The organism is Pseudomonas sp. MWU13-2105, assembly GCF_023242315.1.
Taxonomy (GTDB): domain Bacteria; phylum Pseudomonadota; class Gammaproteobacteria; order Pseudomonadales; family Pseudomonadaceae; genus Aquipseudomonas.
This window is the reverse complement of the sequence record NZ_JALLIY010000006.1, coordinates 167,331-190,656: the sequence shown is the minus strand read 5'-3', so window position 1 is coordinate 190,656 and position 23,326 is coordinate 167,331. Positions and strand designations below refer to the sequence as shown.

At 64.1% G+C, this 23,326-nt stretch carries 19 protein-coding genes; 7 read left to right on the top strand and 12 right to left on the bottom strand.

Going from position 1 to position 23,326, the window contains the following annotated elements:
* Positions 1 to 75: 75 nt before the first annotated feature.
* Both M5B96_RS10605 and acnA read right to left on the bottom strand, forming a co-directional pair.
* A complete protein-coding gene (locus tag M5B96_RS10605; RefSeq protein WP_248796666.1) occupies positions 76 to 1,641 on the bottom strand; it encodes a methyl-accepting chemotaxis protein in 1,566 nt (521 codons plus the stop codon).
* 265 nt (positions 1,642 to 1,906) lie between these two features.
* Complete coding sequence (gene acnA, locus M5B96_RS10600) at positions 1,907 to 4,648, bottom strand: aconitate hydratase AcnA (protein WP_248796665.1); 2,742 nt, start codon at positions 4,646 to 4,648, stop codon at positions 1,907 to 1,909.
* 162 nt (positions 4,649 to 4,810) lie between these two features.
* On the opposite strand from acnA, the gene rlmM reads away from it, so the two are divergent.
* Entirely contained in the window at positions 4,811 to 5,878 is a 1,068-nt protein-coding gene (rlmM, locus tag M5B96_RS10595) for a 23S rRNA (cytidine(2498)-2'-O)-methyltransferase RlmM (protein ID WP_248796664.1), read from the top strand.
* Between the two features lie 26 nt (positions 5,879 to 5,904).
* Positions 5,905 to 6,156, top strand: coding sequence for a sulfurtransferase TusA (tusA, locus tag M5B96_RS10590; RefSeq protein WP_248796663.1), 252 nt, complete (start codon positions 5,905 to 5,907; stop codon positions 6,154 to 6,156).
* A 34-nt stretch (positions 6,157 to 6,190) separates the two neighbouring features.
* Here the strand turns inward: tusA and M5B96_RS10585 are convergent, their stop codons facing one another.
* Entirely contained in the window at positions 6,191 to 7,603 is a 1,413-nt protein-coding gene (locus M5B96_RS10585; protein WP_248796662.1) for an MATE family efflux transporter, read from the bottom strand.
* Positions 7,604 to 7,787: 184 nt separating this feature from the next.
* Here M5B96_RS10585 and pdxB point away from each other — a divergent pair, with 184 nt between their 5' ends.
* Positions 7,788 to 8,930: a 4-phosphoerythronate dehydrogenase PdxB gene (gene pdxB, locus M5B96_RS10580; protein ID WP_248796661.1), complete on the top strand. Its 1,143-nt coding sequence runs from the start codon at positions 7,788 to 7,790 to the stop codon at positions 8,928 to 8,930.
* A gap of 153 nt (positions 8,931 to 9,083) precedes the next feature.
* On the opposite strand, the gene M5B96_RS10575 is transcribed toward pdxB, so the two are convergent.
* Complete coding sequence (locus tag M5B96_RS10575; RefSeq protein ID WP_164886231.1) at positions 9,084 to 9,257, bottom strand: PA1571 family protein; 174 nt, start codon at positions 9,255 to 9,257, stop codon at positions 9,084 to 9,086.
* Between the two features lie 264 nt (positions 9,258 to 9,521).
* On the opposite strand from M5B96_RS10575, the gene M5B96_RS10570 reads away from it, so the two are divergent.
* Positions 9,522 to 11,315 carry an ABC transporter transmembrane domain-containing protein gene (locus M5B96_RS10570; RefSeq protein WP_412548598.1) on the top strand — a complete coding sequence of 598 codons (1,794 nt, stop codon included), beginning with the start codon at positions 9,522 to 9,524 and terminating at the stop codon, positions 11,313 to 11,315.
* A gap of 67 nt (positions 11,316 to 11,382) precedes the next feature.
* On the opposite strand, the gene M5B96_RS10565 is transcribed toward M5B96_RS10570, so the two are convergent.
* From M5B96_RS10565 to M5B96_RS10535, 7 genes are all read right to left on the bottom strand, one after another.
* On the bottom strand, positions 11,383 to 11,664 hold the full coding sequence (locus M5B96_RS10565; protein ID WP_248796660.1) for a pyrimidine/purine nucleoside phosphorylase: 282 nt from the start codon (positions 11,662 to 11,664) through the stop codon (positions 11,383 to 11,385).
* 128 nt (positions 11,665 to 11,792) lie between these two features.
* Entirely contained in the window at positions 11,793 to 12,335 is a 543-nt protein-coding gene (locus M5B96_RS10560) for an exonuclease domain-containing protein (RefSeq protein WP_248796659.1), read from the bottom strand.
* Positions 12,336 to 12,404: 69 nt separating this feature from the next.
* Complete coding sequence (locus M5B96_RS10555; RefSeq protein ID WP_248796658.1) at positions 12,405 to 14,366, bottom strand: acetyl/propionyl/methylcrotonyl-CoA carboxylase subunit alpha; 1,962 nt, start codon at positions 14,364 to 14,366, stop codon at positions 12,405 to 12,407.
* 124 nt (positions 14,367 to 14,490) lie between these two features.
* Positions 14,491 to 15,291 (bottom strand): enoyl-CoA hydratase/isomerase family protein, encoded by an 801-nt coding sequence (locus tag M5B96_RS10550; RefSeq protein ID WP_248796657.1) that lies wholly within the window; start codon positions 15,289 to 15,291, stop codon positions 14,491 to 14,493.
* The gene (gene atuD / locus M5B96_RS10545; protein ID WP_248796656.1) at positions 15,288 to 16,445 is read right to left on the bottom strand and encodes a citronellyl-CoA dehydrogenase; all 1,158 of its coding nucleotides are present in this window, start codon (positions 16,443 to 16,445) and stop codon (positions 15,288 to 15,290) included. The genes M5B96_RS10550 and atuD overlap by 4 nt, the downstream gene beginning before the upstream one ends.
* Positions 16,446 to 16,469: 24 nt before the next feature.
* The gene (gene atuC, locus M5B96_RS10540; protein WP_248796655.1) at positions 16,470 to 18,086 is read right to left on the bottom strand and encodes a geranyl-CoA carboxylase subunit beta; all 1,617 of its coding nucleotides are present in this window, start codon (positions 18,084 to 18,086) and stop codon (positions 16,470 to 16,472) included.
* Positions 18,087 to 18,140: 54 nt separating this feature from the next.
* Positions 18,141 to 19,925, bottom strand: coding sequence for an acyclic terpene utilization AtuA family protein (locus M5B96_RS10535; protein WP_248796654.1), 1,785 nt, complete (start codon positions 19,923 to 19,925; stop codon positions 18,141 to 18,143).
* A 170-nt stretch (positions 19,926 to 20,095) separates the two neighbouring features.
* On the opposite strand from M5B96_RS10535, the gene M5B96_RS10530 reads away from it, so the two are divergent.
* Positions 20,096 to 20,719 carry a TetR/AcrR family transcriptional regulator gene (locus M5B96_RS10530; RefSeq protein WP_248796653.1) on the top strand — a complete coding sequence of 208 codons (624 nt, stop codon included), beginning with the start codon at positions 20,096 to 20,098 and terminating at the stop codon, positions 20,717 to 20,719.
* A 98-nt stretch (positions 20,720 to 20,817) separates the two neighbouring features.
* Positions 20,818 to 21,627 (top strand): substrate-binding periplasmic protein, encoded by an 810-nt coding sequence (locus tag M5B96_RS10525; protein ID WP_248796652.1) that lies wholly within the window; start codon positions 20,818 to 20,820, stop codon positions 21,625 to 21,627.
* 7 nt (positions 21,628 to 21,634) lie between these two features.
* Here M5B96_RS10525 and M5B96_RS10520 read toward each other — a convergent pair whose 3' ends face one another.
* Positions 21,635 to 22,183 (bottom strand): RNA polymerase factor sigma-70, encoded by a 549-nt coding sequence (locus M5B96_RS10520; protein WP_248796651.1) that lies wholly within the window; start codon positions 22,181 to 22,183, stop codon positions 21,635 to 21,637.
* A gap of 299 nt (positions 22,184 to 22,482) precedes the next feature.
* On the opposite strand from M5B96_RS10520, the gene M5B96_RS10515 reads away from it, so the two are divergent.
* The gene (locus tag M5B96_RS10515; protein WP_248796650.1) at positions 22,483 to 23,241 is read left to right on the top strand and encodes a thioesterase II family protein; all 759 of its coding nucleotides are present in this window, start codon (positions 22,483 to 22,485) and stop codon (positions 23,239 to 23,241) included.
* Positions 23,242 to 23,326: the final 85 nt, after the last annotated feature.

Sequence of the window (23,326 nt, the reverse complement as noted above, 5' to 3'; positions counted from 1 at the left end):
GTCGGTTGGCTTTTCTTTGGGTAATAAAAAACCCGATGATTATTAATCATCGGGCTTTTCAGGGCGCTTTAGTAATTAGCGGTTAAAACGCTCCACCAACGAATACTGGGTGTTGGCGGTGCGGGTCAGCTCTTCGCTCAGGTGCGCCGAGGCGTGGGCCTGTTCCGAGGTCTGGTCGGCCAGTTGCGCAATGGTGCTGATATTGCGGCTGATCTCTTCGGCCACCGAGCTTTGCTCTTCGGTGGCGGCGGCGATCTGGGTGGTCATGTCGGTGATATTGGCCACCGCTTCGCTGATCCCGACCAGCGCCGCATCGGCTTCCATGACCCGCGCCACGCCTTCCTGGGCCTGGCGGTGGCCGGCGTCCATGGTTTGCACGGCATTGCTGGCGGTCTGTTGCAGCTTGGCGATCAGGGCGTGGATCTGCCCGGTGGATTCGCTGGTACGCTGCGCCAGTTGCCGCACTTCATCGGCGACCACCGCGAAACCACGGCCCATTTCCCCGGCGCGAGCCGCTTCAATGGCCGCGTTCAAGGCCAGCAGGTTGGTCTGGTCGGCAATCCCCTTGATCACATCGACCACGCCGCCGATCTCGTCGCTGTCCTTGGCCAGTTGCGTGACCGTGCTGCCGGTCTCGCCGACCACCACCGACAGGCGCTCGATGGCCTCGCGGGTTTCACCGGCGATATCGCGACCGCGACCGGTCAGGCGATTGGCTTCCTGGGTGGCATCGGCCGTGCGCTGGACGTGGCTGGCGACTTCCTGGGTGGTGGCGGCCATCTGATTGACGGCGGTGGCCACCTGCTCGGTTTCCTGGCGCTGGCGATCCAGGCCGGAGGAGCTTTTCTGCGCCAGATCGTCGGACTTCTTCGCCTGGGTGGTCAGGTGTTCGGCGGTATCCTGCAAGCGGGTCAGGCAGGTTTTCAGGCGTGCCTCCTGGCTCAGGATGGACATTTCCAGGCGAGCCTGGGCACCACGGCTGTCCGTGTACATCTGCGCGATCAACGGGTCGGAGGTGGTCTGTTCGGCCAGGAGCAACAGGCGCTTGAGGCCGCGCTGCTGCCAGCTCAGGCCCATCAGGCCGAGCGGCACCGAGATCGCCGCGGCGAGGGCGAAGCCCCAGTGGGAGTTGAGCCAGACGCCAATCAGGAAGCTGACCTGGCTGACCAGGATGAATGGCAGCCAGTCCTGCAGCACCGGCAGCCATTTATCGCGTCGCGGTACGGCCGACTTGCCCTGGTTGATGCGCTGGTACAACGCCTCGGCACGGCGGATCTGCTCGGGGGTGGGCTTGACCCGCACCGACTCGTAGCCGATCACCTGGTTGCCTTCGAAAACGGGCGTCACATAGGCGTTGACCCAATAATGGTCACCACTCTTGCAGCGGTTCTTGACAATGCCCATCCATGGCAGGCCTTGTTTCAGAGTGTTCCACATGTGCGCAAACACCGCCGCTGGAACGTCCGGGTGCCGCACCAGGTTGTGCGGTGCGCGGATCAGTTCTTCACGGGAAAATCCACTGATCTCGACAAACGCGTCGTTGCAGTAGGTGATCACGCCTTTGGCGTCGGTAGTGGAAATCAACCGTTGCTGAGCGGGGAAGGTGCGTTCTCGTTGGGTAATGGGTTGGTTATTACGCATGGTTTCTCTATCCGCAAGGCTTTGACGGTATATCGGCAGGGTTAGGGGGATACTGAATATATTTTTCAACGCTGAGGATCGGCTCTCATCTTGCCGTTCGCGGGCTTGACCCCAGGCTGAATCGCTTATGCGAACAGTGACTGGAGCATAGTGCCTTATTATTCGATCGTTGGGTTTAATTGGAACCCGAGTACCACGATTTGTCCCCCTCTATTAAAACACCGGCCGCGGCCGGTGTTGTATCAGACTATATTCTTAGTGCCGTTCAAGAGGCGATCAATTGCCGCAAGACATAATGCAGAATCCCCCCAGCCTTGAAGTATTCCACTTCGTTCAAGGTGTCGATCCGGCACAGCACCTCGATTTTCTCCTGGCTGCCGTCCTCACGGCTCAGGGTCAGCGTCAGGTTCATTCGCGGTTGCAGGTCGGCGCCGCTCAGCCCGCTGATACTCAAGGTTTCCTTGCCGGTGAGCTGCAGGCTCTTGCGGTTCTGGTCGAGCTTGAACTGCAATGGCAGCACGCCCATGCCCACCAGGTTGGAACGGTGGATACGCTCGAAACTCTCGGCGATCACCGCCTTGACCCCCAGCAGGTTGGTGCCCTTGGCGGCCCAGTCACGGCTCGAGCCGGTGCCGTACTCCTGGCCGGCAATCACCACCAGTGGTGTCCCTTCGGCCTGATAGCGCATGGCTGCGTCGTAGATCGGCAGCTTCTCGCCGGACGGCACATGGAAGGTATTGCCGCCTTCCTCGCCGCCGAGCATTTCGTTGCGGATACGGATATTGGCGAAGGTGCCGCGCATCATCACTTGGTGGTTGCCGCGGCGTGAGCCGTAGGAGTTGAAGTCCCGCGGTTCCACGCCGAGCTCGCGCAGGTAACGGCCGGCGGGGCTGTCGGCCTTGATATTGCCGGCGGGGGAGATGTGGTCGGTGGTCACCGAGTCGCCGAGCAGGGCCAGTATCCGTGCGCCCTGGATGTCTTCGATCAGCGGCAGGGGCCCGGCGATATCGTCGAAGAACGGTGGGTGCTGGATATAGGTCGAGTCCTTCTGCCAGACATAGGTGGCGGCCTGTGGTACTGCAATCGCCTGCCACTGGGCGTCGCCGGCGAAGACTTCGGCGTACTCCTTGTGGAACATGGCGGTATCGACCTGGGCCACGGCCTCGGCGATTTCCTTCTGGCTCGGCCAGATATCCCGCAGGTACACCGGCTTGCCGTCCTGGTCTTCACCCAGCGGTTCGCGGCTGATATCGATGCGCACGCTGCCGGCCAGGGCATAGGCCACCACCAGCGGCGGCGAGGCCAGCCAGTTGGTCTTGACCAGCGGATGCACCCGGCCCTCGAAGTTGCGGTTGCCGGACAGCACCGAGGCAACGGTGAGATCGGACTGGGTAATGGCTTTTTCAATCGGCTCGGGCAAGGGGCCGGAATTGCCGATGCAGGTGGTGCAGCCATAGCCGACCAGGGCGAAGCCCAATTCGTCGAGGTAGCGGGTCAGGCCGGCGGCCTTGTAGTAGTCGGTCACCACCTTGGAACCGGGGGCCAGGGAGCTCTTGACCCAGGGTTTGCGTTTCAGGCCTTTTTCCACGGCCTTCTTCGCCACCAGGCCGGCGGCCATCATCACGCTGGGGTTGGAGGTGTTGGTACAGGAGGTGATGGCGGCGATGACCACGGCGCCATTTTTCAGCCGGTAGGTCTGGCCTTCGTAGCTGTAGTCGGCTTCGCCGACCATGTCCGCATTGCCCACCGCGACACCGCCGCCGCCTTCGCTTTCCAGGCGGCCTTCGTCCTTGTGCGCCGGTTTGAATTGCAGCGCCATGAAGTCGCTGAAGGCTTGCGCGACAGCCGGCAGCGACACCCGGTCCTGTGGACGCTTGGGCCCGGCCAGGCTGGCTTCGACGCTGGCCATGTCGAGGGCCAGGCTGTCGCTGAAGGCCGGTTCATGGCCGGGCAGTCGCCACAGGCCCTGGGCCTTGCTGTAGGCCTCCACCAGCTTGACGGTTTCGCTCGGCCGCCCGGACAGGCGCAGGTAATCCAGCGTCACCTCGTCCACCGGGAAGAAACCGCAGGTGGCGCCGTATTCCGGGGCCATGTTGGCAATGGTCGCACGATCCGCCAGGGGCAGCTCGGCCAGGCCGTCGCCGTAGAACTCGACAAACTTGCCGACCACGCCTTTCTTGCGCAGCATCTGGGTCACCGTCAGCACCAGGTCGGTGGCGGTGATGCCTTCCTTGAGCTTGCCGGTGAGCTTGAAGCCTATCACCTCGGGAATCAGCATCGACACCGGCTGGCCGAGCATCGCCGCTTCCGCCTCGATGCCGCCGACGCCCCAGCCGAGCACGCCGAGGCCGTTGATCATGGTGGTATGCGAGTCGGTGCCGACCAGGGTGTCGGGGAAGGCATAGGTGCGACCGTCCTCATCCTTGGTCCAGACGGTGCGGCCGAGGTACTCAAGGTTGACCTGATGGCAGATCCCGGTGCCCGGCGGCACCACGCTGAAATTGTCGAAGGCGTTCTGGCCCCAGCGCAGGAAGGCGTAGCGTTCGCCGTTGCGTTGCATTTCGATATCGACGTTCTCGCCGAAGGCCGCCGGGGTGGCGAACTTGTCGACCATCACCGAGTGGTCGATCACCAGGTCGACCGGGGAGAGCGGGTTGATCCGCTGCGGATCGCCGCCGGCCTTGGCCACGGCGGCACGCATGGCGGCCAGGTCGACCACCGCCGGCACCCCGGTGAAGTCCTGCATCAGCACCCGCGCCGGGCGGTACTGGATTTCCCGGTCGGAGCCGCGCGTCTTGAGCCAGGCGGCGATGGCCTTGAGGTCGGCGCCGGTGACGGTCTTGCCGTCTTCCCAGCGCAGCAGGTTTTCCAGCAGGACCTTGAGCGACATCGGCAACTTGTCCAGGTTGCCGAGGGACTTGGCGGCATCCGGGAGACTGAAATAGTGGTAGGTCTTGGCGCCTACCATCAGGGTTTTAAGGGTTTTCAGGCTATCGAGGGAGGACATGAAATGACTCCTTGAGGCCCGCACGGCACGGGCCGGGTGGAACGAACAGAGCCTTAAACCTAGCTCCGATTGGGAAAACTGGCTAATTACTGGACTCTATGGGCAAGTCCAAGGTTCCGAACTCGGCTATGATGCGCCGGTTTTCGTGACAGGCTGATTCCAATGAACACCCTCTTTATGCATTGCCGTCCCGGCTTCGAAGGCGAAGTCTGCTCGGAGATTTCCGAGCACGCCGCGCGCCTGGACGTCCCGGGCTACGCCAAGGCCAAGGCCTACAGCGCCTGCGCCGAGTTCGTCTGCGCCGACGATGACGGTGCGCGCCGACTGATGGCCGGCTTGCGGTTCGCCGAGCTGATCTTTCCCCGGCAATGGGCGCGTGGGCGGTTTATCGACCTGCCGGAAACCGATCGCATCAGCGTGATCCTCGCCGAGCTGGCGCAATGGCCGACCTTCGGCAGTCTCTGGCTGGAAGTGGTCGATACCAATGACGGCAAGGAGCTCTCGAACTTCTGCAAGAAATTCGAAGGGCCGCTGCGCAAGGCCCTGAGCCAGGCTGGCAAGCTGGTGGAGGATGCGCACAAGCCGCGCCTGCTGCTGACCTTCAAGAGCGGCCGGGAAGTCTTCCTCGGCCTGGCCGACGCGGACAATTCGGCGATGTGGCCAATGGGTATTCCCCGGCTCAAGTTCCCCCGGAGCGCGCCAAGCCGCTCGACCCTCAAGCTGGAGGAGGCCTGGCACCATTTCATTCCCCGCGACCAGTGGGATGAACGCCTGCACAGCGACATGACTGCGGTCGACCTCGGCGCCGCGCCCGGCGGCTGGACCTGGCAACTGGTCAACCGGGGCATGCTGGTGACGGCCATCGATAACGGTCCCATGGCCGAAAGCCTGATGGACACCGGCCTGGTCCAGCACCTGATGGCGGATGGCTTCACCTTCAAGCCGAAACAGCCGGTGGACTGGATGGTCTGCGATATCGTCGAGAAACCGGCGCGCAATGCCGCCCTGCTCGAGACCTGGATCGGCGAGGGGCATTGCCGCGAGGCGGTGGTCAACCTCAAGTTGCCGATGAAACAGCGTTATGCCGAGGTCCGGCGTTTGCTGGAGCGTATCGAAGAGGGTTTCAAGGCCCGTGGGATCCGGGTGGCCATCGGTTGCAAGCAGCTGTACCACGACCGTGAGGAAGTGACCTGCCACCTGCGTCGACTGGATGTGAAAAAAGCTAGATAATGCCGGCCTGGTTTCAGGAGTGAAGCATGACCCAACCCCACGACCCCGCCGTTGACGGCACCCTCGACGCCACCGGGCTCAATTGCCCGGAGCCGGTGATGATGTTGCACCAGCACATCCGCGACCTGCCGCCGGGGGGGCTGCTCAAGGTGATCGCCACCGATCCGTCGACCCGTCGCGATATTCCCAAGTTCTGTGTGTTCCTTGATCATGAACTGGTGGAACAGCGCGAAGAGGCCGGTACCTACCTGTACTGGATTCGCAAGAAGCTCGACTAGGCGCGGCGGAGCGCTTGTTGTGGGAGCCCTGCTTCTACAGTGACCGTGCCGAATGTATCCGGATCCGCCTGCGCGCGCTGCGTACCAGGCGGATCGAGAGCATCACCGCCGCGCACGACAACCCGACGATCAAACCCTGCCACAGCCCGCTCGGGCCACTGGGCGGCCCCAGCCAGTCGGTCAGGCCCAGGGCGTAACCCACCGGCAAACCGATGCCCCAATAGGCGAACAGCGTCAGGAGCATGGTTACCCGGGTGTCCTGGTAACCGCGCAAGGCACCGGCCGCCGTGACCTGGATCACATCGGAGATCTGGAACAGCGCCGAGTACACGATCAACATGGTCGCCACCTGGATCACCCGCGCATCGTTGGTGTAGAGGGTCGCCAGGTGTTCGCGGAACAGCAGCATCAGGCTCGCCGACACACAGCCATAGGCCAGCGCCATGGCCACGCCCACCCCGGCGGTGAAGCGCGCTTCACGGGGCTGTTCGCGGCCCAGGGCCTGGCCGACCCGCACGGTAATGGCCATGCTCAGGGAATAGGGGACCATGAACACCAGCGAGCTGATATTCAGGGCAATCTGATGCCCGGCCACCACGGTGGCCCCGAGGCTGCCGATCAACAGGGCGATCACCGAGAAGATACTGGCCTCGGCGAACACCGCAATGCCGATGGGCAGGCCGATATCCAGCAAACGCTTGATCACCGCCCACCGTGGCCACTCGAAATGGCTGAACACCTGGCTCGGTCGATAGACCTTGGCCCAGCGCACCCAGCCGGCCATGCCGAACAGCATGCACCACATCACGATCGCCGTGGCCCAGCCGCAGCCCGGCCCGCCCATGGCCGGCACGCCGAAGTGCCCGTAGATGAACAGGTAGTTCAGCGGGATATTCAGCGCCAGCCCGCACAGGCCCAGGACCATGCTCGGGCGCGTGCGGCCCATGCCGTCGCTGCAGCAGCGCAGCACATGATAGAGCGCCACCGTCGGCAGGCCGGTGCCGATGCCGCGTAGATAGTCCATGCACGGACCGATCAGTTCCGGGTCGACCTTCATCAGGTGCAGGACCGGTTCGGCGTTGTAGAGCATCACGCCCGCCGCCAGGCCCACCAGCAGCGCCAGCCACAGGGCCTGGCGCACCAGCGGACCGATCTCGGCCGGGGTGCCGGCGCCATGACGCTGGGCGACCTTGGGTGTGGTTGCCAGCAGGATGCCGGTCATCAGCAGGAACACCGGCACCCAGATCGAGTTGCCCAGCGCCACCGCCGCCAGGTCGCGCGGGCTGACCCGGCCGGCCATCACCGCGTCGACGAAGCCCATGGCGGTATGCGCCAGCTGGGCGATGATGATCGGCAGGGCCAGGCCCAGCAGGTTGCGCAGTTCCAGGCGCACCCGGGCGGGGCGACTCAGGGGCGGGGTGGCAGGTGTTGCAGTGAGGCTGTTCACCGATGATGTATCCAGGCATGACGCGAAAAACCGTCGATTCTACCTGTTGACGCAAGAGTCAGGTAATCGCCGCTTGTAGCTCATTTGTAAGGTCGCGGCTCCTGCCAGGACCGTGGGGGTGACGCTCGGCTGGCCCTCGGACGCTGACTGCGCCTACACTGCGCCCTTGCCCAAGGAGCCTGCCATGCTGATTGTTGCCGACGAAAATATTCCCCTGATCGAGGCCTTCTTTGCCGGTTTCGGCGAGATCCGTCGCTTGCCGGGCCGCGGCATCGACCGGGCCGCGGTGGCCGAGGCGGATGTGCTGCTGGTGCGTTCGGTGACCCAGGTCAACCGCGAGTTGCTCGACGGCAGCCGGGTGCGCTTCGTCGGCACCTGCACCATCGGCACCGACCACCTCGACCTGGACTATTTCCAGCAGGCCGGCATTCACTGGTCCAGCGCCCCCGGTTGCAATGCCCGTGGGGTGGTCGACTATGTACTGGGCAGTCTGCTGACCCTGGCGGAAATCGAAGGCGTCGACCTGACCGCGCGCACCTATGGGGTGATTGGCGCGGGTGAAGTCGGCGGACGCTTGATCAAGGTCCTGCGGGGGCTGGGCTGGAACGTCCTGGTCTGCGACCCGCCACGTCAGGCGGTCGAGGAGGGCGACTACGTCAGCCTGGAGCAGATCATCGAACAGTGCGACGTGATCAGCCTGCACACGCCCTTGACCCGCTCGGGCGAGCAACCCACCTGGCATCTGCTCGATCGCCAGCACCTGCAGCGGCTCAAGCCCGGTACCTGGCTGATCAACGCCGCGCGCGGCCCGGTGGTGGACAACGCCGCGCTGCGCGAAGTGCTGCTGGCCCGTGACGACCTGCAGGCGGTGCTGGACGTCTGGGAGGCCGAGCCGCAAGTGGATGTCGCACTGGCCGAGCTGTGCGTACTGGGTTCGCCGCATATCGCCGGTTACAGCCTCGACGGCAAGCAACGCGGCACCGCGCAGATCTATCAGGCGTTCTGCGCCTTCCTCGACCAGGCCCCCACGGTCGCTCTCGATGAACTGCTGCCCAAGCCCTGGCTGGCGCAGGTCACCCTCAATGCCGGCAGCGACCCGGCCTGGGCCATGGCGATGATCTGTCGCGGGGTCTACGACCCGCGGCGCGACGATGCGGATTTTCGCCGCAGCCTGGGCGGCAGCGTGACTGAGCAGAAAGTCGCCTTCGACCTGCTGCGCAAACACTATCCCGAGCGCCGGGAAATCGAAGGCTTGCCGGTGAAGATCAACGGTGACGACGCGGTGTTGCGCCAACTGGTGCTGGCCCTGGGCGCTGTGCTGCTATAAGCGAAATGTGCGGGGCTTTCCGGCGGCTTGCATAGTCTGTCCGGCCATCATCGCCGGCAAGTCGGCTCCTACAAGCAAGGTAGTGCGGCGTTTTCAGCTCAGCAGGCAGAAAAAACCCGGCAGCAAGGCCGGGTCAAGGGGGAGTTCGGGCTGTCAGTCTTGCTCGGCAGGCTTGACCAAGCGCTGTTCCAGTTCGCGGCAGGCGTCCTGGATCATTTCTTCGGTGATCGGCACCTCACGACCCTGGGCGTCGATAATCGCGCAACCCAACTTCTGGGGGCAGGGACGAATCACCGGAATCTGGTTGCTGCTGTTTTGCAAGTCCATGGCCTGTCTCCTCGCTCAGGTTTCGTCTTCAGGTTCATCTAGAGATTATAAGCGTCGCATGACCAGCCTGTTACAACAGGCTACAAGCAAGGCGACGGCACCAGTGCAACAGAAACCGTTCGTCACCGCCAGAGAGGCTTTAGACCAATACTCTCTAGGGATTAGCATGCACGGTCATAATTAATCCGATTGATTGCGTTTTGCATAAGTTCCTTCCCAGTTCGGTGTAGGCTCTGTCTTCATCGCCCAAGGGACTTCCTGCCAATGTTATCTGCACGCCATCGTCGCGCCATTCGCCTGGCCAGTCGTTTTGTCGCTCCTTATCGTTGGCAGGCGGCCGGTGCCCTGCTGGCGCTGATTGTCACCGCGGCCATCACCCTGTCCATGGGCCAGGGCATCCGCCTGTTGGTGGACAAGGGTTTGATGACCCAGTCGCCGCAGTTGCTCAACCAGTCCATCGGCTTGTTCATGTTGCTGGTCCTGGGCCTGGCGGTGGGCACTTTCGCGCGCTTCTACCTGGTGTCGTGGATCGGCGAGCGGGTGGTGGCGGATATTCGTCGGCAGGTGTTCAACCACCTGATCTACCTGCACCCGGGGTTCTACGAGAACAACCGCAGTTCGGAAATCCAGTCGCGCCTGACCGCCGACACCACGCTGTTGCAGTCGGTGATCGGCTCATCGCTCTCGCTGTTCCTGCGCAATGCCTTGATGGTGATTGGCGGGGTGGTGCTGCTGTTTATCACCAACCCCAAGCTCACCAGCATAGTGGTGGTCGCCTTGCCGCTGGTGCTGGCGCCGATCCTGATCTTCGGTCGCCGGGTGCGCGGCCTGTCGCGCCTGAGCCAGGATCGGATCGCCGATGTCGGCAGCTACGTCAGTGAAACCCTCGGCCAGATCAAGACGGTGCAGGCTTATAACCACCAGGCCCAGGACGAACAGCGCTTCGCGGTGACCGTCGAACAGGCTTTTGAGACCGCGCGCAAGCGCATCGTGCAGCGGGCCTGGCTGATCACCCTGGTGATTGTGCTGGTGCTGGGCGCGGTGGCGGTGATGCTCTGGGTCGGCGGCATGGACGTGATGGCCGGGAAGATTTCCGGCGGCGAACTGGCGGCTTTCGTGTTCTACAGCCTGATCGTCGGCAGCGCCTTCGGCACCCTCAGCGAGGTGATCGGTGAGTTGCAGCGGGCCGCCGGGGCGGGGGAGCGGATCGGCGAACTGTTGCAGTCGAGCAATGAGATCACCGCGCCGGTCGGCGGTGGCGTGAAGTTGGCCGAGCGGGTCAGCGGCAACCTGGTGTTGGAGAATCTGCGTTTCAGCTACCCCTCGCGTCCGGACAGCTATGCCATCGACGGCCTGAGCCTGACGGTCAGGGCCGGGGAAACCCTGGCCCTGGTCGGTCCGTCGGGGGCGGGTAAATCCACGGTGTTCGACCTGTTGCTGCGTTTCTATGACCCGCAACAGGGCCGCCTGCTGCTCGACGGTCAGGCCCTGACCGAGCTGGAGCCACAGGACCTGCGCCGCTGTTTTGCGCTGGTCTCGCAAAGCCCGGCGCTGTTCTTCGGCAGCGTCGAGGAAAATATCCGCTACGGCAATCCGGCGGCCACCGACGCCCAGGTCCGCGAGGCGGCGCGTATCGCCCATGCCCACGAGTTTATCGAGCAAATGCCCGAGGGCTACCGCACGCACCTGGGGGATGGCGGGTTGGGGCTGTCCGGTGGCCAACGGCAGCGCCTGGCGATTGCCCGGGCGTTGCTGGTGGATGCGCCGATCCTGCTGCTGGACGAGGCCACCAGTGCCCTCGATGCCCAGAGCGAACACTTGATCCAGCAAGCGCTGCCGAGCCTGATGCAGGGCCGCACCACCCTGGTGATCGCCCACCGCCTGGCCACGGTGCAGAACGCCGACCGGATCGCGGTGATGGATCAGGGCAAGCTGGTGGCGATCGGCACCCACTCCGAGCTGATCGCGAGCAATCCGCTTTATGCGCGGCTGGCGGCGTTGCAGTTCAATGCGCGGGGCGCGGAATTCGTGCCGGGGGACGCGGCGACTGAAGCTTGACCGACCAAGTAGCACGGCATAAAAAACGGCGCCCGCGGGCGCCGTTCCGGTGTCGTACCGCCCGGATTCAGCGGTATTCGCACAGGTAAGCAGTGTCCACGGCGACTTTCAGCTGGAACTTGCTGTTGGCCGGTACATTGAACTGGCTGCCGGTTTCGAAGGTTTCCCAGGTGCTGCTGTCGGGCAGCTTGACGCTCAGGGAGCCGGAGATCACGTGCATGATCTCGCGCTGGGCGGTACCGAATTCGTATTCGCCCGCGGCCATCACACCGATGGTGGCGGCGCCTTCGGCTTGTGCGAAGGCAATCGACTTGACGGTGCCGTCGAAGTACTCGTTGACTTTAAACATGGGCGATTCCTCGAAATGAGCTGAAAAATTGGGCCGACCAGTATGCCCAAGGCGTTTTGCCTCGTCACGCGTTGAAGACGCTGTTAAAGATCTCATCCGCGACGCGGCCCCCTGTGGGATCGCTGTCATCAGCTCGGCAGGCTCAACGGCAGCAGTCGCGCGGTATTGCGTGCATCCTCCAGCGCGCGGTGTTGCTGGCCATTGAATTGCAGCCCGGCCAGTTGCAAGGCGCCGTTCAGGCCCAGCGGCCGCTCCAGGCGCCGCGCCTTGGCGAAGCGTTGCTTGAGGTTGATATGCGGCACCTGGCCCAGGGCACTCGACACGCCGAGCTGCCGCCAGTCTTGTTCCAGTTGCCGGCGGTCGTAGTCGCCCCAGCTGGCCCAGCCTTCCAGTCGGGCCTGATGCTGGCCCAGCCAGCGCTCGAACACTGGCCAGACCTCGCCCAGTGGCGCGGCACTGTCGATCTGGGCCTGGCTGATATGGGTCAGTTCGCGGCAGAACAGGGTCAACAACGGGCGGCGCAGGGGCCTGACAAAACGCTGGAAGTGGTCCAGCTCGCGGCCTTCACGGTTGACCAGGGTAGCGCCGATTTCGATGATTTCCATCTCCGCCAGCGGCCAGCCCCCATCGTCCGTCGTGGCTTCCAGATCAATCACCAGCCAGTGGGCCATCGCAAGCTCCGAATACAGCATCCTAGTCCGACTCAAGCGTAGCCAAAGGCGCTTGATCCGCCTAGCGGCTTATTCGACTTCCAGCAGGATCTGGCGGTTTTTTACCTGATCGCCCTGGATTACTCGCACCTGGCGGACCACGCCATCCATCCCGGCCTTGAGCGGGTGCTCCATTTTCATCGCCTCCAGCACCAGCAGCAGCTGGCCTTTGCGGACCGAACTGCCTGCGCTGACCAGGACCTGGACGATGGCGCCGTCCATGGGGGCTTGCAGCGTGCCGGAACCGACAACGCTCGGGGGTTGCACGGGGGCGTGGGTACAGTCACGCAGGTGCAGGCTGCCCGGGTTGGTGAAGAGCCAGAGCTGGTCGCCGTCGAGGCGGTAGGCGTAGCGCCGGACCACACCGTCGACCTGCACCCGTAGCCATCGCGCGTCGCGCTCCAGTACCCGTAGTTCGACGTGCTCATCGGCCCGCTGGACCCGCAGTGCCTCGCCGGGGCGGTCAGTGAGCAGCAGGTCGAAGCGAGTGTCTTCCAGCGCCAGCCGATAGGCGCGCGGGACGCTGGCAGTGTTGCGCCAGCCCGAGAGTCCGGGTGTATGCCGGTCCGCCGCCTGCCGATAGAACAGCGCGGCGGCCAGGGCCAGCTCCGTCGTCGAGGGGACATAGGCCTGGAGGCCCGGGTGTGCGCTGAAATGCTCATCGATAAAGGCGGTATTGAACTGGCCCGCGACAAAGCGCGGATGCCCCAGCAGCTGTGTCAGCAAGCGTTGATTACTGGCAATCCCCAGCAGCACGCAATCCTCGACTGCCCGCAGCAACTTGCGCCGGGCTTCCTCGCGGGTCGCGCCGTGGGCGATCAGCTTGCCCAGCAGCGGATCGTAGAACGGGCTGATGGTGTCGCCCTCGAGCAGGCCGTGATCGATCCGTACACCGGCCCCCGGTGCCGGCTCCCAGCCACGGATCCATCCGCTTTGCGGCAGGAAGTCACGGCTCGGATCCTCCGCATACAGGCGTACTTCAATGGCATGGCCGTTGAACTCGACCTGTTCCTGACGCAGCGGCAACGGCAGGCCGGCGGCGACATTGATCTGCCAGGCCAGGAGGTCGAGACCGGTGATCATTTCGCTGACCGGGTGTTCGACCTGCAGGCGGGTATTCATTTCCAGGAAATAGAACTGGCCGCGGTCGTCCAGCAGGAACTCCACGGTACCGGCGCCGACATAGTGCACCGCGCGCGCGGCCTTCAGCGCCGCCTCGCCCATGGCCTGGCGCAGTTCTGCGGTCATCACCGGGCAGGGGGCTTCCTCGATGACCTTCTGGTGCCGGCGTTGGATCGAGCAGTCGCGTTCACCGAGATGGATCAGTTGGCCATGCTGGTCGCCGAACAATTGGATTTCCACATGGCGCGGCTCGATCAGTGCCTGTTCCAGGATCAGTTCGTCACTGCCGAAGGCGCTCAGGGCTTCCGAGCGGGCGCAGTGGATTTGTTGCACCAGCTCCTCGGCCCCGTGCACCAGGCGCAGGCCGCGTCCGCCACCGCCGGCGCTGGCCTTGATCATCAGCGGATAACCGATCTGTTCGGCCGCGCGGGCGAGGCTCGCATCATCCTGTTCGGCGCCCTGGTAGCCGGCGATGCACGGCACGCCGGCGGCGAGCATGGCGATTTTCGACAGGCGCTTGCTGCCCATCAGCGCGATCGCGGCGGGGCTGGGGCCGATAAAGGTCAGGCCGGCGTCCAGGCAGGCCTGGGCGAAGGCGGCGTTTTCCGAGAGCAGGCCGTAGCCGGGGTGGAGTGCATCGGCGGCGGTTTTGCGGGCGGCGTCGAGCAATGCAGCGCTGTTCAGGTAGGACTGGCTGACCTGGGCTGGGCCGATGCATATCGCCTCGTCGGCGAGTTGCACATGACGGGCCTGGGCGTCGGCTTCGCTGAACACGGCGACGGTGCGATAGCCCAGGGCCTGGGCGCCGAGGATAACCCGGCAGGCGATTTCACCGCGGTTGGCGATCAGGATTTTGTGGAAGGCGGGCATGGGGTTCATCCTCGGGGGAATGTGTTGTCAGTGAGATCGCCTTCGCGGGCAAGCACTGCTCCCACATTGGAGATTCGGTCGGATACATACGCTCGGTTCGACACGCACATTGTGGGAGCCGGCTTCAGGACGATGAGGGCGCCCAACGCGGTACCCGCTTTTGCACAAAGGCCAATGTCCCTTCGCTCCCTTCCTCCCCGCTCACCGCCTGTGCAAACCACTCGGCGGCCCGGTCCAGCAAAGGCGCCAACGGCTGCTCATCCAGCAGCAATGCCTTGGTCGCCGCATTCGCCTCCGGCGCGCAGCGCAACACCTGGGCAATCACTGTCTCCAGGCGTGCATCCAAGGCTTGCTCATCCGCCTCGACAAAATGCACCAGCCCCAAACGTCCGGCTTCATTCCCATCGAACCGCGCCGCAGTCAGTGCCAGGCGCCGCGCCTGGGTCAAACCGATGCGTCTCGCCACGAACGGCGCAATCTGTGCCGGCAACAGCCCCAGGCTGGTTTCCGGCATGCCGAAGTCGGCGTTGCTCCGGGCGATGGCGATATCGCTGACACAGGCCAGCCCCAGGCCACCGCCGAGCACCGCCCCTTGCAGCACGGCAATCACCACCTGCGCGGCGTTCTGGGTTTCCTCCAGCAAGGCGCCGAATGCCCGGTTCAACTCACGGCAGGCGTCGACACCCGCGCCCCGGGCCCGGGCCATATCCTGAAGATCGCCGCCGGCGCAGAAATGCCCGCCAGTTCCGCGCAACACCAGCAGCCGAACGCTGTGATCAAAGCACACGGCGGCGAGGGTCGCGCGCAGTTCGTCGAGCATCTGCCGGTTCATCGCGTTACGGCTGTCCGGGCGATCGAGGGTGATATGCAGCACCCCCGCCTGCAAGACCAGGCGCAAGGTCTGGCAAACTGGCAGGTCGCTCATGGTTTTTTCCCCGGCAGGCTGCCCATCAGCTTGCAGATGATCCCCAGCATGATCTCGTCGGCGCCGCCGCCAATCGATACCAGGCGCATATCGCGATAGGCCCGGGCCACCGGGTTGTCCCACATAAAGCCCATGCCGCCCCAATACTGCAGGCAACTGTCGCTGACCTCGCGGCCCAGGCGCCCGGCCTTGAGCTTGGCCATGGAGGCCAGCCGCGTCACGTCCTGCCCGTTGATGTACTGCTCGGTGGCCTGGTAGACCAGCGCCCGCAGGGATTCGATCTCGGTCGACAGCTCCGCCAGGCGGAAATGGATCACCTGGTTGTCGATCAGCGGTGCGCCGAAGGTCCGGCGTTCCTTGCAGTAGGCCAGGGTGCTGTCAATGCAGGATTCCAGCCCCCTGAGCATATTCGCCGCGCCGAACAGCCGTTCCTCCTGGAACTGCAACATCTGCATCATGAACCCCGCGCCTTCCTGACCGATGCGGTTGCGCTGGGGCACCCGCACGTTGTCGAAAAACACCTGGGCGGTTTCCGAACTGCGCATGCCGAGCTTGTCCAGGTGCGGGCCCAGGCTGATTCCGGGGCTGTCCATCGGCACCATGATCAATGACTTGTTCAGATGCGGCTGGTCGTCCGAGGTATTGGCCAGCAGGCACATGAAGTCGGCGCAGGGCGAATTGGTGATCCACATCTTGCTGCCGTCGATCACATAGTCAGCGCCGTCCTTGCGCGCGCGGGTCTTCAGCCCGGCGACATCGGAGCCGGCACCGACCTCGGAGACGCCGATGCAACCCACCTGTTCGCCGCGGATCGCCGGTCGCAGGAACTGCTCGCGCAGTTCATCGGAGCCGAAGCGCGCCAGGGCCGGGGTGCACATATCGGTCTGCACGCCGATGGACATGGGGATCCCGCCGCACTGGATGCTGCCGAACTCTTCGGCGGCGACGATGGAGTAGCTGTAGTCCAGACCCAGGCCACCGAAGGATTCCGGCTTGGAGATGCCGAGCAGGCCCAGCCCGGCGGCCTTGCGGAAAATCTCGTGGATGGGAAAACGTCCGGCGTTCTCCCACTCGTCGACATGCGGATTGATGTCGCGCTCGACGAACTGGCGCACGCTGCGCCGCAGGGCTTCATGTTCCTGGGTGAAGATCATTTCCTTGTGCTCCGTGATCGTTGATCAGAACCGCGCCACGCCAAAGCTGTTGGGTTGTAGCTGACGCACCTCGGCTTCGGCACAGATATCCAGCAAATAGCCCAGCAGCGTGCGGCTGTCCCGTGGATCGACCAGGCCGTCGTCCCAAAGGTTGGCCGTGCCATAGAGCGCGGTGGACTGGCTGTCGAGCTTCTGTGCGGTCATCCGTTCCAGCCCGTCGAGCATCTTCGCGTCGGGCACCAGGCCGTCCTTCAACTGCCGCGCCTCGGTGACGATGCGCAGTACCTTGCCGGCCTGGGCGCCGCCCATCACCGCGGTGCGGCTGCCGGGCCAGGCGAAGATAAAACGCGGGTCCAGGCCGCGCCCGCACATGGCGTAGTTGCCGGCACCATAGGAGCCGCCGACCACCAGGGTCAGTTTCGGCACCCGGGCATTGGCCACTGCCTGGATCATCTTCGCCCCGTGCTTGATCACCCCTTGTTGCTCTGCCTCGGTGCCGACCATGAAACCGGTGGTGTTATGCAGGAACACCAGGGGTGTGCGGCTCTGGTCGCAGAGCTGGATAAACTGCGCCGCCTTGCTCGCGCCCTTGGGCGTGATCGGACCGTTGTTGCCGATCAGGCCGCAGGACCGCCCCTGGATCCGCAGATGGCCGCAGATCGTCTGGGCGTCGAACTCGGCCTTGAATTCGAGGAAGTTCGAGCCGTCGGCCAGGCGGGCGACGATTTCGCGCACGTCATAGGGCTTTTTCGGGTCGTCGGGAATCAGGCCGAGCAACTCGTCGATGGGGTAGAGCGGTTCGGCCCAGGTCCGCGCGGGGGAGACCGGTAGGCGATCATTCCAGGGTAACTGGGCGATGATTTCCCGGGCGATGCGCACGCCGTCGGCATCGTTTTGCGCCAGGTACTCGGCGGTGCCTGCCACCTGGGCATGCATTTGCGCGCCACCGAGTTCCTCGTCCGTCGCCTCCTCGCCAGTGGCGGCCTTGAGCAACGGCGGACCGGCGAGGAACAAGCGGGCCTTGCCACGCACCACCACCACGTAGTCCGAGAGCCCCGGCTGATAAGCGCCGCCCGCCGTCGCCGAGCCATGGACCACGGTGACCTGGGGCAGGCCCATCGCCGACATCCGTGCCTGATTGGCGAAACTGCGCGCACCTTCGACGAAAATCTCCGCCGCGTAATTGAGGTTGGCGCCACCGCTCTCGGCCAGGGTGATCACCGGCAGTTTGTTTTCCAGGGCGATCTGTTGCAGGCGCAGGGTCTTTTTCAGGCCGCTGGGGGAAATGGTCCCGCCCTTGATCGCGCTGTTGTTGACCACCACCAGCACGCGCACGCCGCAGACATGCCCGATACCGGCAATCAGGCCGCCGCCGGCCAGGCTGCCGTCCTTGTCGTCATGCAGTTGGTAGCCGGCCAGGCTGGCCAGTTCGAGAAAAGGCGCGGCGGGGTCCAGCAGCAGGTTCAAGCGCTCCCGGGGCAGCAACTGACCGCGCTTGGCGAACTTCTCCCGCGCGCCTTCGGCCGTGTCCAGCAGGTTCTGTTGCAGCCGGCGAATCTGTTCAAGGCCATCGAGCATGGCCTGGCTATGACGGGCGAACGCCTCGCCATGCACATCGAGCCGGGATTCGATCACGGGCATGCGGGTCTCCTTGGCGCTTGGTCGAGCAGGGATGTACGGGGCGCGGTAATGGCCTCAAGCCAGTTGATCGGCAATCTGTCGTGGCACGGGAATCTGGATTTCCAGCAGTTGCTGGGCGAAGGCCTTGCCCTGCGGGTCGATACGCAAACTGGCGATACCGCCGCCGCCCAGGGCGTTTTCCAGCAGAAAATTCAGGCTGTGGCTGCCGGGCAGGTACCAGCGTTCGACGCGGCCATGGCGCGGGTCGAGGACATGGCCCATCCAGTCCACCACCACCGCCGGGGTCAGGGCCTCGGCGATCCACGGCAGATACTCGGGGCGGCGGGCCATGACGCCGATATTGCTGTGATTGCCCTTGTCGCCGGAGCGCGCCACCGCCAGTTTCACCAGCGGTACACTGGCCTCGGCGCGGCCCTCGGGCCTGGGCGGTTGCAGGTCTTCGGCAATGTGTTGCAGGGGGGCCGGGGCGGGGAGGGCGGTGACATGCACCTGGCCGTCGAAATGCACGCTCACGTCGCAGGCATTTTTATCGAGCTGGAAGGAAAACAGGCGGATCAGCGGGGATACCGTGGGTCGCCCGCCAAGAATCCCGGTCAGTCCCGGGGCCATGCCGGTGGCGGCCTGGGCGATCTCCCGGGAAAACAGCAGCAGGGCCTGGCGCTCGGGATGCCGCACCGCCAGCTTGATCACCACCTCGCGGCTGTCCTGGCGGCGCCCATGGGGACCGTAGGTGGCTTCGCTGCCGAGCAGTTCGCTGCTGACTTCGCTGTAGGGCGGCCAGCCGCGGGCGCGGAGCATTTCCGCGGTCTTGTCGAGGATTGCCTGGCTGACCCGACGGGCCTTGGCCACGGCGTCGATCCCGGCCATCAGGCAACTGGCGGTGCAGCGGAAGCCGTCGGGATAGGTGGCGCAGACCTTGTACCGCGCGGTCGGCGCCGAGCCCCTGGCGCCGCTGACGCTGACGCGATTGGCGGCCTGCTGCACCAGGCGAACCCGGGTGAAATCGCAAATGACGTCCGGCAGCAGATAGGCCCTGGGATCGCCGATTTCGTAGAGCAGTTGCTCGCCCACGGTCAGCGGCGTCAGCAGGCCGCCGGAACCCTCGGGCTTGCTGATAGTGAACTGGCTGTCGGCGCTGACTTCGACGATGGGAAAACCGATGTGCTCGTAGTCCGGGACTTCGCGCCAGTCGGTGAAGTTGCCGCCGGTGCACTGCGCGCCGCACTCGATGAGATGTCCGGCGAGGGCGGCCTGGGCCAGCTTGTCGTAGTCCTGCCAGGACCAGCCGAATTCATGCACCAGGGCCGCGCTGACCAGCGCGCTGTCGACCACCCGCCCGCTGATCAGCACATCCGCGCCCAGATCCAGTGCCTGGACAAGGCCCGGGGCACCGAGATAGGCATTGATCGAGATGCAGTTGGCGGGCAGCGGCGTGCCGTTGAACATTTCCTGGATGCCGCTTGCGACCAATTGTGGGAGTTGCGATTGCAGGTCGTCGCCTTGCAGCACGGCGATCTTCAGTGCTACCCCGGCTGCCGTGCAGGCCGCTTGCAGGGCCGTGGCACAGGCCTGGGGATTGACCCCGCCGGCGTTGCTGATCACGCGGATTTTCTGCCTGGCGATTGCGCCGAGCAAGGGCCGCAGGACCTCGACGAAGTCCGTTGCATAACCGGCGGCGGGGTCCTTGATCCGGGCTCCGGCCATGATCGACAGGGTCACTTCCGCCAGATAATCGAACACCAGGTAGTCCAGGTGCCCGCTTTCGACCAACTGCGCCGCCGCGGTGCTGGTATCGCCCCAGAAGGCACTGGCGCAACCGACACGAACCCGAGCTTTCATCAGCGTCCCCTGCGAAAAGTCCTGGATGAGGCTACCAAGCAAGCGCTTGGTTTGTAAGTCCCGTTGGTCTGTTCCCCCAAGCGCTTGCTTGGCTGTCCTTGTAGGCTTAAATTGCGCGCAACCTGCCTCTTATCAGGAGCAGGATGCAGTAGAGTCATGAGGAACATGCCGTGAACGAGCAACAAGCCCAGCGTGTCATGCGCGACCTGGTCAGCGCCGGGCAACTGACCGACCCGGACAGTGCCCGCGGCAAGCTGCTGCAGACCGCGGCCCACCTGTTTCGCAACCAGGGTTTCGAGCGCACCACGGTGCGCGACCTGGCGGGCGCCATCGGCATCCAGTCCGGCAGCCTGTTCCATCACTTCAAAAGCAAGGACGAAATCCTGCGCGCGGTGATGGAGGAGACTATCGTCTACAACACCGCCTTGATGCGCGCGGCGCTGGCCGAAGCCGGCAGCCTGCGCGAGCGGGTGCTGGCGCTGATCCGCTGTGAGTTGCAGTCGATCATGGGCGGCACCGGTGAAGCCATGGCGGTGCTGGTCTACGAATGGCGCTCGTTGTCCGCGCAAGGGCAGGCCAAGGTCCTGGCATTGCGTGATCTCTACGAGCAGATCTGGCTCCAGGTGCTGGGCGAAGCCCGCGATGCCGGTTATATAAAGGGCGATGTGTTCATCACCCGACGCTTCCTGACCGGGGCCTTGTCCTGGACCACCACCTGGTTTCGACCCCAGGGCAGCCTGACGCTGGATCAATTGGCCGAAGAGGCTTTGCTGTTGATTCTCAAAGATTCGTGATGTTGTTGCGCAAGTCATTAATTAACGGGCGAAAAGTTGTCTAAGTTGGGAAAAGCGCCTAGTTTGATGCCACGATTTTTTTCCTGAGGTATGTGCCTTTGAACGTCTTGCCCGTGCGCACGGTTTCCCGGATTCTGTTGTTGGCGCTCCTGGCACTGGTGGTCTTGCCGGTATCGGCGGCGCAACTGGTTCGGATCGGCGCCGCGCATTTCCCGCCGTACACCATCCGACCCGAGCAGGGCGCCGATACCGGCTTGTTGCCGCAGCTGGCCGAGGCCTTGAACAAGCTGCAGAGCGACTACCGGTTCACCCTGGTGCCGACCTCGATCCCGCGTCGTTTCGGTGATCTGCAGCAGGGACGGACCGACATGGCGATCTTCGAGAATCCGGCCTGGGGCTGGCAGGAGATTCCCCACACCGCGGTGGACATGGGCCTGGAGGATGCCGAGGTGTTTGTCGCCCAGCGTGAGCCGGGGCGCGACGAAAGTTACTTTGCCGACCTCAAGGGCAAGCGCCTGGCCCTGTTCAGCGGTTACCACTACGAGTTCGCCAACTTCAACGCCGAACCCAAGTTCCTCGCCGACACCTACAACGCCACCCTGACCTACTCCCATGACGCCAACCTGCTGATGGTGTTGCGTGGGCGGGCCGATATCGCCCTGGTGACCCGTTCCTACCTGTCCGATTACCTGATCCGCAACCCGGATGTGGCCAAGGATTTGTTGATCTCCGAGCGTATCGACCAGGTCTATCACCACTATGCGATCCTGCGTCCGCAAGCGCCGATCAGTGGCGAAGCCTTTGGCAAGCTGCTGCAGCGTTTGCACGACAGTGGCGAGTTGCTGAAGATCTTCCAGCCTTACCGCATCCAGGTGATGCCGGCCGCCGCCGCGGTGGCGGGCCAGTAGTCCCGGCTCAACGTCGTGCCAGGTTGTTGCCGCGGGTTGCCGAGACCTTGCGGCAATGCACCAGCGCATCGCGAATCATGAAGTTCACCAGCGTCGGCGATACGCCAAGTTCCTTGGCGATGTCCTTCTGCGGCACGCCGTGCAGTCGATACATCTCGAACGCATAGCGGGTGCGCTGCGGCAACTCGCCGAGGGCGTCGGCGATATTTTCCAGCGCGCGGAAATTGATATGCGAGTTCTCCGGCGACGCGCCCTGGATCACCACGCTCAAGCCTTCCTCTTCCGGCCCCGAATACCTCAACTCCAGCGCCTGCTTGCGGTAGTGGTCGATGGCCAGGTTGCGCACGATCTGGAACAGGTAGCTCAACTGGGCCTTGAACGAGGAGGTGATCTGCGGCGCCGACTGCAGGCGGAAAAAGGCGTCCTGCACCACGTCCTCGGCGCGCGAGCGACAACCGGTGATCCGCGCGGCGATCTTGACCAGGATCAGGCGGTTGTCGACAAAGGCCTGGAGCAGCGGTGAATCGCACTTGCTTGTGGATGCATGTTCCATCATGGAAATCACCTTGTAGCGAATAGGTAGCGGGGCAGAGCCGTGAGAGGTGCCCGGCGTGGCGGACATAAAAGTAGGATGAATGATAATTATTGTCAAATGAGAAAAATAATTAATCATGCTGCGCGCGAGTGCAAACCGACGGCTACGGCGTGCGCTGTCAGCGGCATTGCCGAGGGATGCCGGGACTAATTATTCCCGCCGGCCATCCGTTCTTCATGGAGAACAGGCCGGGCACCCGCACGGCCCAGGATCGGTATCTTCGAGGAGGGCGACATGGTTTTCATCAAGGGTGGCTGGGCATGAACACCTCCCCCGGGTTGCGACTGTTGTGCCTTCCTTATTCCGGCGCCAGCGCCACGTTCTACCAGCGCTGGCGGCGCCAGCTGCCGCAGTGGCTGCAGGTCTCGCCGCTGGAGTTGCCGGGGCGTGGCATGCGGATGAACCAGCCGCTGCAAAGCGATATCCAGTCCCTGGCCCGGCAACTGGCCGCAGAGATCGCCGGCGATCTCGAGCAACCCTATGCCGTCTTCGGCCACAGCCTGGGTGGCCTGCTGGCGTTCGAGTTGGTGCATGTGCTGCGTGAGCGTGGCTTGCCGCTGCCATTGGCGCTGTTCGTGTCGGCCACGGCCGGACCGTTGCGGCGCGATGTCAGCCAGTACGCGCTGGCGAAAACCGACGAGCAGTTGCTCGAACGCCTGCGCGAACTCAAGGGCACGGCCGAGGAAACCCTGGGCAACAGTGACCTGATGCAACTGATGCTGCCGATCCTGCGTGCCGACTTCCTGCTCTGCGGCAGTTTCAACTACGGCGAACGGGCGCCGCTGCCGTTGCCGATCCATGTGTTCGGCGGCAAGCAGGACAGCGTCCGCGCCGATGAGCTGCTCGACTGGCAGGAGGAAACCAGCGTCGGTTTCTCCCTGGACATGTTCGACGGCCACCACTTCTACCTGATCGATCAGCAAGCCGCGCTGCTGCGTTGCCTGCGGCGTTATGCCGACGAACACCTGGCGCGCTGGCGCAACCGCGCACGGCGCCAGTCGACCCGGGCGGCGGGCTGAGCCGCGGCGTTGCGCCTCACCTTTGTCTTTTCACGTCTCATATTCAATCGGCCGACCCATTTTCAAGACCTCGGGCAGGCCGACT

Bases quoted from the DNA above. Each gene is read 5' to 3' on its own strand.
- M5B96_RS10605 (WP_248796666.1), bottom strand. From the start codon at position 1,641: ATGCGTAATAACCAACCCATTACCCAACGAGAACGCACCTTCCCCGCT.
- acnA (WP_248796665.1), bottom strand. From the start codon at position 4,648: ATGTCCTCCCTCGATAGCCTGAAAACCCTTAAAACCCTGATGGTAGGC.
- rlmM (WP_248796664.1), top strand. From the start codon at position 4,811: ATGAACACCCTCTTTATGCATTGCCGTCCCGGCTTCGAAGGCGAAGTC.
- tusA (WP_248796663.1), top strand. From the start codon at position 5,905: ATGACCCAACCCCACGACCCCGCCGTTGACGGCACCCTCGACGCCACC.
- pdxB (WP_248796661.1), top strand. From the start codon at position 7,788: ATGCTGATTGTTGCCGACGAAAATATTCCCCTGATCGAGGCCTTCTTT.
- M5B96_RS10575 (WP_164886231.1), bottom strand. From the start codon at position 9,257: ATGGACTTGCAAAACAGCAGCAACCAGATTCCGGTGATTCGTCCCTGC.
- M5B96_RS10570 (WP_412548598.1), top strand. From the start codon at position 9,522: ATGTTATCTGCACGCCATCGTCGCGCCATTCGCCTGGCCAGTCGTTTT.
- M5B96_RS10565 (WP_248796660.1), bottom strand. From the start codon at position 11,664: ATGTTTAAAGTCAACGAGTACTTCGACGGCACCGTCAAGTCGATTGCC.
- M5B96_RS10560 (WP_248796659.1), bottom strand. From the start codon at position 12,335: ATGGCCCACTGGCTGGTGATTGATCTGGAAGCCACGACGGACGATGGG.
- M5B96_RS10555 (WP_248796658.1), bottom strand. From the start codon at position 14,366: ATGCCCGCCTTCCACAAAATCCTGATCGCCAACCGCGGTGAAATCGCC.
- M5B96_RS10550 (WP_248796657.1), bottom strand. From the start codon at position 15,291: ATGAGCGACCTGCCAGTTTGCCAGACCTTGCGCCTGGTCTTGCAGGCG.
- atuD (WP_248796656.1), bottom strand. From the start codon at position 16,445: ATGATCTTCACCCAGGAACATGAAGCCCTGCGGCGCAGCGTGCGCCAG.
- atuC (WP_248796655.1), bottom strand. From the start codon at position 18,086: ATGCCCGTGATCGAATCCCGGCTCGATGTGCATGGCGAGGCGTTCGCC.
- M5B96_RS10535 (WP_248796654.1), bottom strand. From the start codon at position 19,925: ATGAAAGCTCGGGTTCGTGTCGGTTGCGCCAGTGCCTTCTGGGGCGAT.
- M5B96_RS10520 (WP_248796651.1), bottom strand. From the start codon at position 22,183: ATGATGGAACATGCATCCACAAGCAAGTGCGATTCACCGCTGCTCCAG.
- M5B96_RS10515 (WP_248796650.1), top strand. From the start codon at position 22,483: ATGAACACCTCCCCCGGGTTGCGACTGTTGTGCCTTCCTTATTCCGGC.